This is a genomic window from Streptomyces sp. NPDC003697, from assembly GCF_053587115.1.
The window spans coordinates 29,112-43,767 of sequence record NZ_JBSFNN010000023.1 but is presented as its reverse complement, the minus strand read 5'-3'; the positions used below and the strand labels follow the sequence as shown (position 1 = coordinate 43,767).

The following is a 14,656-nucleotide window of genomic DNA, read 5'->3' as shown; positions in this document are numbered from 1 at the left end:
ACGCATGACCGGCAATGTGAGCGGGACGGCCGAGGCCGGCGAGGGCCTCGGCTACGAGCAGGCGCGGGACGAGCTGATCGAGGTGGTCCGGCGCCTGGAGGCGGGCGGCACGAGCCTGGAGGAGTCCCTCGCGCTCTGGGAACGGGGCGAGGAACTGGCGAAGGTGTGCCGTCGCTGGCTGGAGGGGGCGCGGGCCCGGCTGGACGCGGCGCTGGCCGAGGAGGCGGAGCAGGACGAGGAGGGCGCCACCGGGTGACCTCCGCCCTCCGCCCGGCCGGCCCGGCCAGGGCCCGGAAGACGGCCCCGGCCGGCCCTCTGGCGGCCGCCAGAGGGCCGGCATCGGTCGGCGCCGGGTGACCGTCTGACGGCCGGCATCGCACGGGGCCCGGCCGGCGACCGCCCGGAAGACGGTCACCGGCCCCGGGGGCCCGGCATCGCGCGGGCCCGAGTGGCCGCCGGGGGCCGGCCGCGGGCGGCCCGGAAGACGGTCACCGGCCGGACCCCGGTGGCCGCCTGGGACCCAGCTGCGGGAGGGCCCGCACAGGCGGCCCGGAAAACGGCCGCCATCCGGCCCCAGGTGGCCGCCGGGGGCCGGCATCGCTCGGGGGCCCGGCCGCGGGTGGCCCGGCCAACGGCCGCCGACCGGGCCCCCGTGACCGCCTGGGACCCAACTGCGGGAGGGCCTGCACAGGCGGCCCGGAAAACGGCCGCCATCCGGCCCCAGGTGGCCGCCGGGAGCCGGCACCGGTCGGGGGTGGCCCGGCGAAGGCCGCCGACCGGACTCGGGTGGCCGCCAGGGAGCCGGCAGCGCGCGGGCCGGAGGCGGCGGCGGGAGGGCCGGCTGTGGGCGGCGCGGAAGTGGGCCGCCTGCCGGGTACGGGTGGCCGCCGGGGGCCGGCAGCGCGCGGGCCCGGGCCGTGCGCGGGGGCTCGGCGCCGCGTGGGTTCGGCGGGCGTCAGGCCGTGGGGGCGGTCACTTCATGTCCAGCGCGTCCGCCATCGTCGCCAAACGGGCGAACGACGCCGTGCCGGTCACCACCGTCGTCGAGGAGCCGGTCCTCTCCAGCACCAGGGCGTCGTAGCGGCCGCCGGTGTAGCGGGTCCAGGTGCGACCGTCGATCTTCTGGGTGGCCTTCGTCGCGTGCGCGCCCTGGCTGGCCTCGTCGATGAACTCCGAGCGGTTCCGGGTGGACTGCTCGACCGCCACGTACTGACCCTCTGGATCCTGGAAACCCAGGTGCCAGGCGTCGCCCTTGTCGCCCTGGAAGCGGACGGAGGTGGCTTTCCAGCTCGCCGGCAGACCCTCGGGCGCGGCCACCGGGTACGAGGACGCCCGGCGCGCCGTCCCCAGCTCGACGCCGTAGTCCACCCGCTTGAAATCGGGAGCGTGGTCGTCGTGCGGGATGAAGAGGTAGATGACCCCTGCCGCGATCATGATCAGGCCCAGGGAGAGAACCATGTCCCAGACCGACTTCTGCTTGCCGTTCGAACCTGCCACGCCCCTATCGTCGCAGGTGCCCCGACCGCTCATCCGTGGGGTCCCCTGCTCATTCTGCCTACTCGGCGATAGAGTCTTGGCCAAGACCCTCATCCGGCCGTCGTCGTATCAGAAAGGTGCGCTCCGATGACCGAGCATCATCACCTGCCGTCCGAGCTCGAAGTTCCCTCCGAGGCCCCCGACCGCAACATCGCCCTCGAACTGGTCCGGGTCACCGAGGCCGCGGCGATGGCCGCGGGCCGCTGGGTGGGGCGCGGCGACAAGAACGGCGCCGACGGTGCCGCGGTGCGCGCCATGCGGTCCCTCGTCTCCACCGTGTCAATGAACGGCGTCGTCGTCATCGGCGAGGGCGAGAAGGACGAGGCCCCGATGCTGTTCAACGGGGAGCGCGTCGGCGACGGCACCGGCCCCGAGGTCGACATCGCCGTCGACCCGATCGACGGCACCACGCTCACCGCGAAGGGCATGCCGAACGCGATCGCCGTGCTCGCCGCCACCGAGCGCGGCGCGATGTTCGACCCGTCCGCCGTCTTCTACATGGACAAGCTGGTCACCGGCCCCGACGCCGCCGACTTCGTCGACATCAACGCGCCCGTGTCGGTGAACATCCGCCGCGTCGCCAAGGCGAAGCGGGCCACCCCCGAGGACGTCACGGTGGTCATCCTCGACCGGCCGCGGCACGAGGGCATCATCAAGGAGATCCGGGAGACGGGCGCCCGTATCAAGCTGATCTCCGACGGCGACGTCGCCGGCTCCATCCTGGCCCTGCGCGAGGGCACCGGCATCGACCTGCTGCTCGGCGTCGGCGGCACGCCCGAGGGCATCATCTCCGCCTGCGCGGTGAAGTGCCTGGGCGGCACCATCCAGGGCAAGCTCTGGCCCAAGGACGACGAGGAGCGGCAGCGGGCGGTCGACGCCGGCCACGACCTCGACCGGGTGCTGACCACCGACGACCTGGTCTCCGGCGAGAACGTCTTCTTCGTCGCCACCGGCATCACGGACGGTGAGCTGCTGCGGGGCGTGCGCTACCGCTCGGAGACCGCCACGACCGACTCGATCGTGATGCGCTCGAAGTCCGGCACGGTCCGCCGGATCGACTCCGAGCACCGGCTGAGCAAGCTGCGGGCCTACAGCGCGATCGACTTCGACCGGGGCCTGTAGCACGGAGGCCGCGGCCACCGGGGTCTGGCCAGGTGGCCGCGGCCGGCGGCGGCCCGGCCCCGTCCCGGTGACCCGACGGCTCACGCCGTACGGCGACGGGGCGCCCCCTGTGCGGAGGGGGCGCCCCGTACGCGTGTCACGGTCCCGGCCGCACCGGGGTCGTGAAGCCGTGGGGCCGGGGTCCTGTCGTCCGGTTCATCCCGGCGTAGCGGCCTGGTCGGACGCGGACCTACCCGGCCGCGACGACCGGGCCCGTCGCACGGGTGGCCTTCTTCAGCTCCAGGTCGCGGCGCCGCCGTCGGGCCAGGACGACCCGGCGCTCGGCGGCGGTCAGGCCGCCCCAGACGCCGTACGGCTCCGGCTGCAGCAGGGCGTGCTCGCGGCACTCGACCATCACCGGGCAGCGTGCGCAGACCCGCTTCGCCGCGTCCTCGCGCGAGAGCCGGGCGGCGGTGGGTTCCTTGGACGGTGCGAAGAACAAGCCGGCCTCGTCGCGCCGGCACACCGCCTCGGTGTGCCACGGAGCGTCGTGGTCCCTGTCCCCCGCCGGCACCCGCTGGGCCGGAAGGGCAGCTACCTGCAGGGACGAATGCGGCGGTTGCAGCACGGTCTTCTCCTGACGACGGCTTCGCGAGCGAGAGACGATGCAGCAAGGCCTACCCGCTGTGCGCGCGCCTATGCACTGAGTTCCCGTCCACCGCCGCCCGGCGTCGCACGGGAGCCGCCGCCGGCACGACCGGCGCGGAACGTTTCCGTCCGCGGAGCGACCGCGCAGCCGGCCCTCGACGCCCCGGGGCCGGCGCGCAGCCGGGTCCGCCCGTACGCGGGCAGCCGGCGCACACGCCGGTCCCACAACGCGCCCGCGCCACGCCGACGCCGGTGCGGCAGGGCCCGACCCGGCGGCCGCCGAGCCGGTCCCCCAACCTCCGGGCAACGCCCGCGGCCCGACACGCACGCCACACACCACGACCCGAGCCGGCGGTGCGCATACCGGTCCCGCAGCGCGGCGCCCCGACCCGCATGAGGCGCGGCGCGCGCCGGTTCGTCAGCGCCCGAGGTGGCGGCGCGCGTGCCGGTCCACCGCGCGGTCGACCTTGCGCTGCACCCGGTCGAGGATGTCCGCGACCAGCCGGCCCCGCTTGGGCCGCGCCTCGACGTTGCCCAGCACCGCCCAGCCGTCGACGTAGACGACGGGCGCGTCGGGGTCGGCCGCGTCCAGGGTGTCCACCTCGAAGTTGCCGAGGACGCCGCCGCCGGTGCCGCGCAGCGACACGTTCTCGGGGACGCGGATCTCGACGTTGCCGAAGACCGAGACCGCCTTGATCACGACCTGCTGGTACTCGAAGAGCGCCTCGCTGAGGTCGATCTCGACGCTGCCGAAGACGGCGAACGCGTGCATCCGGCGCCCGGCGCGCCAGCGGCCCTTGCGCACGGCCGCGCTGAACACCGCGACCACGTTCTCGTCGGCCTCCGGCGGTACGGTGCCGGCCGCCGGGCGGAGCGGGACATGGCTGTACGCGGGGCCCGTGCGGGCCTGGTGGGCGGCGGGCAGGTCCTGGATGAAGACCTCCAGCTCGCCGACCGTCTTGGCGCTGAGCACCCCCTCGACGCGCTCGGCGTGCTCGTCGGCGGTCAGGCGGCCCTCGGCGAGGGCGTCGCGCAGGATGTCGGCGATGCGGTCACGGTCGGCGTCCGAGGCGCGCAGCGCGGCGGTGCGCGCTGCGGTCTGCTGGTGAAGGTCCACGGCAACAGCCTAGCGAAACGCGATAGATCGCGACTACCCCTTGGCCACCGTCCGGTGGAAAACCGGCCGGGTACACCCGGGCCGGACGGACTGAGCCTTACCTCACAGGTCCGCCCTCGACGGCAGGTTCTACGCTGGTGGACGCCCGCCGACGGAGGCGGGCCGCCGTCTGTCGAGTGAGGAATGGGCGAGATGCCGCATAGTTTCCCTTCTGTCCGCCCTGCGTTCGCGTACGCCGACCTGCTCCCCATGGGAGAGGACACCACCCCGTACCGGCTGGTGACCTCCGAGGGTGTCTCCACCTTCGAGGCCGACGGGCGGACGTTCCTGAAGGTGGAGCCGGAGGCGCTGCGCAAGCTGGCCGAAGAGGCCGTTCACGACATCCAGCACTACCTGCGCCCGGCCCACCTGGCGCAGCTGCGCCGCATCATCGACGACCCGGAGGCGAGCGCGAACGACAAGTTCGTCGCCCTGGACCTGCTGAAGAACGCGAACATCGCGGCGGCCGGTGTCCTGCCGATGTGCCAGGACACCGGCACGGCGATCGTCATGGGCAAGCGCGGCCAGAACGTGCTGACGCGGGGCGGCGACGAGGAGGCCCTGTCGCGGGGCATCTTCGACGCCTACACCAGGCTGAACCTGCGCTACTCCCAGATGGCCCCGCTGACGATGTGGGAGGAGAAGAACACCGGTTCGAACCTCCCCGCGCAGATCGAGCTGTACGCGACCGACGGCGGCGCCTACAAGTTCCTGTTCATGGCCAAGGGCGGCGGCAGCGCCAACAAGTCCTTCCTGTACCAGGAGACCAAGGCCGTCCTGAACGAGTCCTCCATGATGAAGTTCCTGGAGGAGAAGATCCGTTCGCTGGGCACGGCCGCCTGCCCGCCGTACCACCTGGCGATCGTCGTCGGCGGCACCAGCGCCGAGTTCGCCCTGAAGACCGCGAAGTACGCCTCCGCGCACTACCTGGACTCCATGCCGACCGAGGGCTCCGAGCTGGGCCACGGCTTCCGGGACAAGGAGCTGGAGGAGAAGGTCTTCGAGCTGACGCAGCGGATCGGCATCGGCGCGCAGTTCGGCGGCAAGTACTTCTGCCACGACGTGCGCGTGGTGCGCCTGCCCCGGCACGGCGCCTCCTGCCCGGTCGCGATCGCGGTGTCCTGCTCCGCCGACCGCCAGGCGCTCGCGAAGATCACCCCCGAGGGCGTCTTCCTGGAGCAGCTGGAGACCGACCCGGCCCGCTTCCTGCCGGACACGACGGACACCCAGCTCGACGAGGGCGACGTGGTGAAGATCGACCTGAACCAGCCGATGGACGCCATCCTCGCCGAGCTGACGAAGTACCCGGTGAAGACCCGGCTGTCGCTGACCGGCCCGCTGGTCGTGGCGCGCGACATCGCGCACGCGAAGATCAAGGAGCGGCTGGACCGCGGCGAGGAGATGCCGCAGTACCTCAAGGACCACCCGGTCTACTACGCGGGTCCGGCGAAGACGCCCGAGGGCTACGCCTCCGGTTCGTTCGGCCCGACGACGGCCGGCCGCATGGACTCCTACGTCGAGCAGTTCCAGGCGGCGGGCGGCTCGAAGGTGATGCTGGCCAAGGGCAACCGCAGCAAGCAGGTCACCGACGCGTGCGCGGCGCACGGCGGCTTCTACCTGGGCTCCATCGGCGGCCCGGCGGCCCGTCTCGCGCAGGACTGCATCAAGAAGGTCGATGTCGTCGAGTACGAGGAGCTCGGCATGGAGGCCGTCTGGCGGATCGAGGTCGAGGACTTCCCGGCGTTCGTCGTCGTCGACGACAAGGGCAACGACTTCTTCCAGGCTCCGGCCCAGCCGCCCACCTTCACGTCGATCCCGGTGCGGGGCCCGGGCCTGGCGTAGGGCACCTTCCCGGCCGGCGCGACGCCGGCCGGACACCGCCGTGCGGGCGGTCCCCACACCTCGTCGTGGGGGCCGCCCGCGGCCGTGCCGGGTCTGCCGCCGCGCGGCGAGGGCACCCGCATCACCGGACACGCCAGGCCGGCGGGCGGGAATTCTCCTTCCTCCCGCCGCGCTCCGACCTTCCGGAGGTACCACGACGATGACGACTGACGACGAGCGGCGCTACCGCGTCGAGCACGACTCCATGGGCGAGGTGCGCGTCCCGGCGAAGGCCAAGTGGCGGGCCCAGACGCAGCGGGCCGTGGAGAACTTCCCCGTGTCGGGGCAGCGCCTGGAGCGGGCGCACATCGAGGCGCTCGCGCGGATCAAGGGCGCCGCCGCCCGGGTGAACGCGCGGCTGGGCGTGCTGGACAAGGACGTCGCCGAGGCGATCCAGGAGGCGGCCGAGGAGGTCGCCGAGGGCCGGTGGGACGACCACTTCCCCGTCGACGTGTTCCAGACCGGGTCCGGGACGTCGTCCAACATGAACGCCAACGAGGTCATCGCGACCCTGGCCGGCGAGCGGCTCGGCCGGGACGTCCACCCCAACGACCACGTCAACGCCTCGCAGTCGTCCAACGACGTCTTCCCGTCGTCCATCCACATCGCCGCCACCGCCGCCGTCGACCGGGAGCTGATCCCCGCCCTGGACCACCTGGCACGGTCCCTGAGCCGCAAGGCGGAGGAGTTCGCCGACGTGGTCAAGTCCGGGCGGACGCACCTGATGGACGCCACACCCGTGACCCTGGGCCAGGAGTTCGGCGGGTACGCCGCCCAGGTGCGGTACGGCGTCGAGCGGCTGACCGCCTCCCTGCCGCGCCTGGCCGAGCTGCCGCTGGGCGGCACGGCCGTCGGCACCGGCATCAACACCCCGCCCGGCTTCTCCGCCGCCGTCATCGAGGAGGTCGCGCGCGCCACCGGGCTGCCGCTGACCGAGGCCCGCGACCACTTCGAGGCGCAGGGCGCGCGGGACGGCATCGTCGAGACCAGTGGGCAGCTGCGGACCATCGCCGTCGGCCTCACCAAGATCGCCAACGATCTGCGGTGGATGTCGTCCGGCCCGCGCACCGGCCTGTCCGAGATCGCCCTGCCCGACCTGCAGCCGGGGTCCTCGATCATGCCCGGCAAGGTCAACCCGGTCGTCCCCGAGGCCGTGCTGATGGTGTGCGCCCAGGTCGTCGGCAACGACGCCACCGTTGCCACCGCCGGCGCCTCGGGCAACTTCGAGCTCAACGTGATGCTGCCGGTCATCGCCAAGAACGTCCTGGAGTCGATCCGGCTGCTCGCCAACGTCTCCCGGCTGCTGGCCGACCGGACCGTCGACGGCATCACCGCGCACCGCGAACGGGCGCGGGAGTACGCCGAGTCCTCGCCCTCCATCGTCACCCCGCTGAACAGGTACATCGGGTACGAGGAGGCCGCGAAGGTGGCCAAGAGGGCACTGGCCGAGCAGAAGACGATCCGTCAGGTCGTGCTGGAGAGCGGGTACGTGGACCGCGGCGACCTCACGGAGGAGCAGCTCGACCAGGCGCTGGACGTCCTGCGGATGACGCGGCCGTGAACCCGCCGTCCCCGGGCGTGAAGCCCGGGGCGTGCCGCAGCGACGTGTGCCTGGGGCACCTAGTATCTGTTCATGGCGGAGGACGGAGCGGTGGAAGACGTGAAGGCGGGCGGTGCGACGGCCCACTGGGCCCCTGGAAGTCAGATTCTGTGGCGGTACCGGGAGAACGGCGGGACGGGCTTCCACATCGCCCGGCCCGTCACCGTCGTGCGTGACGACCCCGGTCTGCTCGCCGTCTGGATGGCGCCCGGGACCGAGTGCGTCAAGCCCGTGCTCGCCGACGGCACGCCCGTCCACCTGGAGCCGCTCGCGTCGCGGTACACCAGACCCCGGACGGTGCAGCGGGACCGCTGGTTCGGCACGGGGGTGCTGAAGCTGGCGCGGCCCGGTGAGCCCTGGTCGGTGTGGCTGTTCTGGGAGCCGGGCTGGCGGTTCAAGAACTGGTACGTGAACCTGGAGGAGCCGCTCGCCCGGTGGGCGGGCGGGGTGGACTCCGAGGATCATTTCCTGGACATCTCCGTGCATCCGGACCGCAGTTGGCACTGGCGGGACGAGGACGAGTTCGCGCAGGCCCAGCGCGACGGCCTGATGGACGCCGGCCTGGCCGAGCGGGTGCGCGCGGCGGGCCGGTCCGCGGTGGAGGCGATCACCGCCTGGGGCCCGCCGTTCTCGGACGGCTGGCAGCACTGGCGCCCCGATCCGTCCTGGTCGGTACCGTCGTTGCCGGAGGACTGGGACCGTACGCCGGCGCACGTGTCCCCGTGAGACCCTTGAAGCACCCCCGGGCGGCAAACGTAGGATCGTCCTCCGCAACAATGGGCAAGGGCGGTGCGCAGCACGGTCGTTGAGAACGGCCTTTCCACCACAGCACGGAGTCCGACCGGACGTCACCGAGGGGCGGCAGGACGTGAGCGAGGGGTACGACGGCAACACCCGTGCGGGCCGTGGACGGTTCGCCGGCGGCGCAGGACCAACCTCTGACCCCGCCGAGAATCCGTTCCTGGGGCAGGTATTGCGGGTATCGGGTCTTCGGCGGGACGAACTGCGCGCCCGGCGCGCGGCCCCGGACGGATGGATGCGACACGCGTGACGGAGCAGCCGATCTCCTTCGAGCGCCCCCAGCCGGGCGCCGACCCCGCGGACGGCCGCGGGGCGCTCCTGCGCACCTCCGAGGACCTTCGCGCGCCCGGCTCCTCCCCCGGCCCGGCTTTACCGGTGCAGCCCGGCGCCGCCGAGCCGCCCTCCGGCCCGCGCGCGACGCCGGCGTGCGGCCGCGACGCGGAGCCGGCGTCCTCCGGCGGGTCCGCGGCGGCCCAGGCGGGCACGTCCACCGGCCCCGGGGCGCCCCCGGCCTCCGGTGAGGGCCCGGAACACGCCCAGCCCGTGACCGCCGAGCCGGACGCCCACCGGCCGCGGCCCGCCGACGCCGTGCCGGAGCAGCCGGGCGCGGCACCTCAGCGGCCCGGCGGGGAACGGCGCACGGGGCAGCGGCTCCCGGGCAACGGCCCGATGCCGATGCGCCGGGACGGCGACCGGCTGCGGTTCGTGGGGGCGGCCACCCGGCGCATCGCCCGCGGCATGGACCTCGACGAGATCGTCATGGGTCTGTGCCGGGCCACCGTGCCGACCTTCTCCGACGCCATCCTCGTCTACCTGCGCGAACCGCTGCCGGTGGGCGACGAGCGGCCCGTCGGCCCGCTCGTGCTGCGGCTGCGCCGCACCGACCGCATACCGGCGGACCGCGACAGCGAGAACGGGTTCATGCCCGCGCCGCAGCCGGAGCAGCCCGCCGAGCTGTCGGCGGTCATCAACGAGCTGTGCGAGGTACGGCCCGGCAGCGCGCTCGGCGAGGTGCTGCGGGGTGTGCGGCCGGTGTTCACGGAGACGCCGTCCGCCCGTGCCGCGCTGAGCGAACTGCTCGGCGACGACACCGACCTGGCGGTCCCCGGCGGGCAGCGCGCCGTTCTGGCCCCGCTGCGCGGCCGGCGCCGTGTCATCGGCGCCGCGCTGTTCCTGCGCCGTCCCGACCGCCCCGCGTTCGAGCAGGACGACCTGCTGGTCGCCGCCCAGCTCGCCACGCACAGCGCGCTCGGCGTCGACAAGGCGGTGCTGTACGGGCGCGAGGCGTACATCGCCGACGAGCTGCAGCGCACCATGCTGCCGGAGACGCTGCCCCGTCCGACGGGCGTGCGGCTGGCGTCCCGCTACCTGCCCGCCGCCGAGACCGCGCGGGTGGGCGGCGACTGGTACGACGCCATCCCGCTGCCGGGCAGCCGGGTCGCCCTCGTCGTCGGCGACGTCATGGGCCACTCCATGACGTCGGCGGCGATCATGGGTCAGCTGCGCACCACCGCGCAGACGCTGGCCGGCCTCGACCTGCCGCCGCAGGAGGTGCTGCACCACCTCGACGAGCAGGCGCAGCGCCTGGGCACCGACCGCATGGCGACCTGCCTGTACGCCGTCTACGACCCGGTCGCGCACCGCATCACCATCGCCAACGCGGGCCATCCGCCGCCCGTCCTGCTGCATCTGGGCGGCCGGGCGGAGGTGCTGCGGGTGCCGGCGGGCGCGCCGATCGGCGTCGGCGGTGTGGACTTCGAGGCGGTGGAGCTGGACGCCCCGGCCGGTGCCACGCTGCTGCTGTACACCGACGGCCTGGTGGAGTCGCGCCTGCGGGACGTGTGGACCGGCATCGAGCAGCTGCGCGAGAAGCTGTCCGCGACCGCGCAGCTGACCGGGCCGGACCACGCGCCGCCGCTCGAGGCACTGTGCGACGAGGTGCTCGACATGCTCGGCCCGGGCGACCGGGACGACGACATCGCGCTGCTCGCCGCCCGCTTCGACGGGATCGCGCCGAGCGACGTGGCGTACTGGTTCCTGGAGCCGGAGGACTCCGCCCCCGGCCGGGCCCGCCGGCTGGTCCGCCGGGCACTGGCCCGCTGGGGTCTGGAGGAGCTGACCGACTCCGTGGAGCTGCTGGTCAGCGAGGTCGTCACCAACGCCGTCCGGTACGCGTCCCGCCCGGTCACCCTGCGCCTGCTGCGCACCGACGTGCTGCGCTGCGAGGTGGGCGACGACGTGCCGCAGCTGCCGAGGCTGCGGCAGGCCCGGGCCACCGACGAGGGCGGCCGCGGCCTGTACCTGGTGAACCGGCTGGCCCGGCGCTGGGGCGCGACCCGGCTGAGCACGGGGAAGGTGGTCTGGTTCGAGCTGAACCGGGGCTGAGCCCGGTCGGCCGGATCACCTCGCCCCGGGTCGCCCAAGGGCACCGCGGCGAAGGGCCGGCCGGATCCGAACGGCGGACCCGAAGGCCCCGCGGTGCGCCGGCTTACCCGGGCCCGCCGCCCCGTCGGCCGACGTGGCCCCGCCGCCTTCCGGCGACGGCGACGGCCCGTCAGGTCCCGGACTCGCCGGCTCCGGTTTCGCGGACGGATCAGGGGCGCCCGCGTGCCGCCGGGCGCCCCTGGTCCGCCGACGCCTACTGGCTTTCCGGGAACAGCGGGTTGCGGGGGGTGAAGCCGCCCGTGGGTTCCCTGGTCGTCGCCGACGACGAGGGCGTCTGCGACGGCGTCTGGCTGGGGGTTCCCGAGGGCGTCTCGGACGGCGTCTCGCTCGGCGGCTCCGACGGCGTCTCGGAGGGCGTCCGGCTGGGGGTTTCCGACGGGGTCCCGGACGGCGTCCGCGACGGCGTCCTCGAGGGCGTCTCGGGCCGGACGGCCGCGCCCTGCGTGGTCCGCAGGTCGAACGTCGCCCGGCCGGTCACGCCGAAGGTGTACGCCGCCCATATCTGCGCCGGATACCCGCCGCCGTTGATGCGGCCGCTGCCCGGGACCTGGCCCGTGGCGCCCTTCAGGGTCACCTGCGCGTGGGTCTTCGCGTCCTCTCCGAACAGGCCGACCGAGGTGACCAGGTCCGGGGTGTAGCCGCTGAACCAGGCCGACTTGTCGTTGTCCGACGTACCCGTCTTGCCCGCGACCTGCTGGCCGTCGCGCAGCGGGTTGTCGCGCACCGACGTGCGGGCCGTGCCGTCGTCGACCACACCGGTCAGCACGGAGGTCACCGTGTCGGCGGCCTCCCGGCTGATCACCTGGTCGCCGACCGGGTTCGGCATCCTGACCGTGCGGTTCCTCTGTTCGGCCGTCCTGACGACGCTCGGGGTGACCTTCCTGCCGTGGTGGTCGAAGGTGGCGTACACGCCGGCCATCTCCAGCGGGCTGGCCCCCATGGAGCCCAGGGTCTGGGCGGGCACGGCCTGCATGTCCTCGGTGTCCATGCCGAGCTTGCCGGCGGTGCTCATCACCTTGTCCATGCCCACGTCGACGCCCATCTGCGCGAACACCGAGTTGACGGACTTGTTCATCGCCGTCTGGACGGTGATGGGCCCGTAGCCGGCCTCGTCCTCGTTCGGCGGGGCGAAGCCGACCCTGGTGCCGTGGTCGACGACCTGGCGGCGGTTCGTGCCGTCGTAGACGGTGTCCGCGCTGATCGGCTGCCCGGCCTGCGTCGTGGAACCCTCCTCCAGCGCGGCGGCGAGGATGACCGGCTTGAACGTCGACGCGGGCTGGTAGTCCCGGCGGGTGGCGTTGCTGACGTAGTGCTTGAAGTAGTCCTGACCGCCGTACAGGGCGACGACGTGCCCGGTCTCCGGGTCGACGGACACCGCGCCGGCCTGGACGTCGGCGTCGACGCCGCGCGCCTTCGGGTCCAGCTTGCGGGTCAGCTGCGTGGTGACCGCCTTCTCCAGCGCGGCCTGCTTCTTCTTGTCGATGTTCAGGGTGATGGTCCACCCGCGGTCCACGACCTCGGCCTCGGCCTGGGCCTGGGTGATGCCCTGCTCCTTCATCAGCTGCCGCTCGAGCTGCTGGTTGGCGAGCCGGACCAGGTAGCCCTTCTGCCCCTCCTCGCCCGGCGTGCCCCTGGGCGGCTGCGGCACGGGGAACCGCATGGCCCGCCGCGCGGAGGGGTCGAGCCAGTGCTGCTCGACCATGTTGTCCAGGACGTAGTTCCAGCGCTGCTGCACCAGCCGCTTGCCGGTCTCGCTCGCCACGGCCCAGTCGTACTGGCTCGGCGCCTGCAGCAGGGCCGCCAGGTAGGCGCCCTGTTCGACCGTCAGGTCCTCGGCGTCGACGCGGTAGTACGCCTGTGCGGCGGCCTGGACGCCGTAGGCGCCGCGTCCGTAGTAGCTGGTGTTGATGTAACCGGCGAGGATGTCCTCCTTGGACATCTGGCGGTCCACCTTGAGGGAGATGACCATCTCCTTCAGCTTGCGGGTGACCGTCTGGTCCTGGTTGAGGTAGTAGTTCTTGACGTACTGCTGGGTGATCGTCGAACCGCCCTGCATGCCCTTGCCGGTCAGCGTGTTCAGCAGACCGCGGGCGGTGCCCTTCAGGTCGACGCCGGAGTCGGTGTAGAAGGTCTTGTTCTCCGCCGCGACGAAGGTGCGCTGGACCTTCTTGGGCACCTTGGCCAGGTCCACGCTCTCGCGGTTGACGGTGCCGACCCGGGCCATGATCGTGCCGTCGCCGTACTTGTAGACGTTGCTCTGCTGGCGGGCGGCGGCCTTGCCCTGGGGGACGTCCACCACGAGGTACAGGACGACGAACGCGCCGACCCCGAGCAGGCACACGCCGAGGAAGGTGCCGAGGATCCGCTTCCAGGTGAGCAGGCGTCCTATGCCGCTGCCGCCGGTCTTGCCGGCCGCTCGCGCCGAGCGGCGCCTGGGCGCCGCGCGGTGCCCACCGCGCTGTCGCGCTCGTCTGTCTTCCGCTCGTCCCATCGGTCCCTCTGCTCCGCTTCCTTCTCGGTCGTCCTTCTCGGTCGTCACACCGGTGCGTGGTTCGGATCAGCTCTGAAAGCTAACACCGCCCTCTGTGACAAAGGGCGGCCGATCCCCTCTTTTACGGACGTGAGAATCAGCACCCACCCCAAGGGACGGACGTGCCAGGGCTGTTGGGGGTTGCCCCGGCGGGATAAAGTGCTAGCACTTTGCTAGCATTCGGCCATGGCCTCCGCCCCGCGCCGGTGACACGGCGCACGACCACGAGGAGAACGGCGGACCACCATGCCCGCACACGACGCCGCACCCACCGCCGGCGCGCCCGACCTGCCCGAGATGCCCGCCCCGCGGGTGCGGGAGTTCCCCGCGCGCAGCACCGGCGGCGGATTCGCGCTGCCGCTCGGGCTGCTGGGACTGCTGCTCGCGGCGGCGCCGCTCACCGGCGCCACGACCGTCGACGCGACCGGCGTCCAGGTCGCGCCGACCCTGCCGGGCGCGCTGACCGGCCTCGCGGCGTTCCTCGTGGTGCTGTGCGGGGACCGGGCGCCGCAGCCGGTGCTGAACACCGGAACGCTCCAGTGACGAACGCTTCCGGGGGGCCGGCCCCCGAGCGGCGGCCGCAGCGGCGCAAACAGGTGCTGCTGCGGCTGGACCCGTCGGTGTACGAGGCGCTCGCCCGGTGGGCGTCGGACGAACTGCGGTCGGCCAACGCCCAGATCGAGTTCCTGCTGCGGCGCGCCCTCGCGGAGGCGGGCCGGCTTCCCGGGGAGGCCGGCCCCCTCCCCCGCCGGGGCCGGCCGCCGCGCGGCGGGACCGGGACGCCGCCCCCCGGGTCCGGCGGTCCGTCCACCCCGCCGCCCGGCCCGACGCACGGCGGCCCGTCCGCTCCCCGGTAGCAGAACTGTGACAATCGGCCCCGACCTGGTCGCTCCCACCGGCTGCCACGGTCGCGCCACCCGACGTATACATTCCGCGTATACACCGTGTGTAGAGTGCC

At 73.3% G+C, this 14,656-nt stretch carries 12 protein-coding genes; 8 read left to right on the top strand and 4 right to left on the bottom strand.

Annotated elements, in window-relative coordinates:
* The first annotated feature begins 4 nt into the window (after positions 1-4).
* Entirely contained in the window at positions 5-256 is a 252-nt protein-coding gene (locus ACWDNY_RS12500; protein ID WP_451645700.1) for an exodeoxyribonuclease VII small subunit, read from the top strand.
* Positions 257-972: 716 nt separating this feature from the next.
* Here the strand turns inward: ACWDNY_RS12500 and ACWDNY_RS12495 are convergent.
* A complete protein-coding gene (locus ACWDNY_RS12495) occupies positions 973-1,497 on the bottom strand; it encodes a DUF4245 domain-containing protein (RefSeq protein WP_451645699.1) in 525 nt (174 codons plus the stop codon).
* 126 nt (positions 1,498-1,623) lie between these two features.
* Here ACWDNY_RS12495 and glpX point away from each other — a divergent pair, with 126 nt between their 5' ends.
* Complete coding sequence (glpX, locus tag ACWDNY_RS12490; protein WP_451645698.1) at positions 1,624-2,658, top strand: class II fructose-bisphosphatase; 1,035 nt, start codon at positions 1,624-1,626, stop codon at positions 2,656-2,658.
* 229 nt (positions 2,659-2,887) lie between these two features.
* On the opposite strand, the gene ACWDNY_RS12485 is transcribed toward glpX, so the two are convergent.
* On the bottom strand, positions 2,888-3,265 hold the full coding sequence (locus tag ACWDNY_RS12485; protein WP_451645697.1) for a WhiB family transcriptional regulator: 378 nt from the start codon (positions 3,263-3,265) through the stop codon (positions 2,888-2,890).
* A 438-nt stretch (positions 3,266-3,703) separates the two neighbouring features.
* On the bottom strand, positions 3,704-4,402 hold the full coding sequence (locus tag ACWDNY_RS12480; protein WP_451645696.1) for a DUF1707 SHOCT-like domain-containing protein: 699 nt from the start codon (positions 4,400-4,402) through the stop codon (positions 3,704-3,706).
* Between the two features lie 183 nt (positions 4,403-4,585).
* Here ACWDNY_RS12480 and ACWDNY_RS12475 point away from each other — a divergent pair, with 183 nt between their 5' ends.
* The 4 genes from ACWDNY_RS12475 to ACWDNY_RS12460 all read left to right on the top strand — a co-directional run bounded on the left by ACWDNY_RS12475 (position 4,586) and on the right by ACWDNY_RS12460 (position 11,108).
* Positions 4,586-6,283 carry a fumarate hydratase gene (locus ACWDNY_RS12475; protein ID WP_451645695.1) on the top strand — a complete coding sequence of 566 codons (1,698 nt, stop codon included), beginning with the start codon at positions 4,586-4,588 and terminating at the stop codon, positions 6,281-6,283.
* A gap of 199 nt (positions 6,284-6,482) precedes the next feature.
* Positions 6,483-7,883, top strand: a complete 1,401-nt coding sequence (locus ACWDNY_RS12470; RefSeq protein ID WP_451645694.1) for a class II fumarate hydratase — start codon at positions 6,483-6,485, stop codon at positions 7,881-7,883.
* Positions 7,884-7,955: 72 nt separating this feature from the next.
* Positions 7,956-8,648 (top strand): cytidylyl-2-hydroxypropylphosphonate hydrolase, encoded by a 693-nt coding sequence (gene fomD / locus ACWDNY_RS12465; protein ID WP_451645693.1) that lies wholly within the window; start codon positions 7,956-7,958, stop codon positions 8,646-8,648.
* Between the two features lie 306 nt (positions 8,649-8,954).
* On the top strand, positions 8,955-11,108 hold the full coding sequence (locus ACWDNY_RS12460; RefSeq protein ID WP_451645692.1) for a SpoIIE family protein phosphatase: 2,154 nt from the start codon (positions 8,955-8,957) through the stop codon (positions 11,106-11,108).
* Between the two features lie 253 nt (positions 11,109-11,361).
* Here ACWDNY_RS12460 and ACWDNY_RS12455 read toward each other — a convergent pair whose 3' ends face one another.
* A complete protein-coding gene (locus ACWDNY_RS12455) occupies positions 11,362-13,659 on the bottom strand; it encodes a transglycosylase domain-containing protein (protein WP_451645691.1) in 2,298 nt (765 codons plus the stop codon).
* Between the two features lie 285 nt (positions 13,660-13,944).
* Between ACWDNY_RS12455 and ACWDNY_RS12450 the strand changes: the two genes are divergently transcribed.
* Together ACWDNY_RS12450 and ACWDNY_RS12445 are read left to right on the top strand one after the other, a co-directional pair.
* Positions 13,945-14,241: a hypothetical protein gene (locus ACWDNY_RS12450; protein ID WP_451645690.1), complete on the top strand. Its 297-nt coding sequence runs from the start codon at positions 13,945-13,947 to the stop codon at positions 14,239-14,241.
* The gene (locus ACWDNY_RS12445; RefSeq protein WP_451645689.1) at positions 14,190-14,555 is read left to right on the top strand and encodes a hypothetical protein; all 366 of its coding nucleotides are present in this window, start codon (positions 14,190-14,192) and stop codon (positions 14,553-14,555) included. The genes ACWDNY_RS12450 and ACWDNY_RS12445 overlap by 52 nt, the downstream gene beginning before the upstream one ends.
* Positions 14,556-14,656: the final 101 nt, after the last annotated feature.

Bases quoted from the DNA above. Each gene is read 5' to 3' on its own strand.
- ACWDNY_RS12470 (WP_451645694.1), top strand. From the start codon at position 6,483: ATGACGACTGACGACGAGCGGCGCTACCGCGTCGAGCACGACTCCATG.
- fomD (WP_451645693.1), top strand. From the start codon at position 7,956: ATGGCGGAGGACGGAGCGGTGGAAGACGTGAAGGCGGGCGGTGCGACG.
- ACWDNY_RS12500 (WP_451645700.1), top strand. From the start codon at position 5: ATGACCGGCAATGTGAGCGGGACGGCCGAGGCCGGCGAGGGCCTCGGC.
- ACWDNY_RS12460 (WP_451645692.1), top strand. From the start codon at position 8,955: ATGGATGCGACACGCGTGACGGAGCAGCCGATCTCCTTCGAGCGCCCC.
- ACWDNY_RS12450 (WP_451645690.1), top strand. From the start codon at position 13,945: ATGCCCGCACACGACGCCGCACCCACCGCCGGCGCGCCCGACCTGCCC.
- glpX (WP_451645698.1), top strand. From the start codon at position 1,624: ATGACCGAGCATCATCACCTGCCGTCCGAGCTCGAAGTTCCCTCCGAG.
- ACWDNY_RS12475 (WP_451645695.1), top strand. From the start codon at position 4,586: ATGGGCGAGATGCCGCATAGTTTCCCTTCTGTCCGCCCTGCGTTCGCG.
- ACWDNY_RS12455 (WP_451645691.1), bottom strand. From the start codon at position 13,659: ATGGGACGAGCGGAAGACAGACGAGCGCGACAGCGCGGTGGGCACCGC.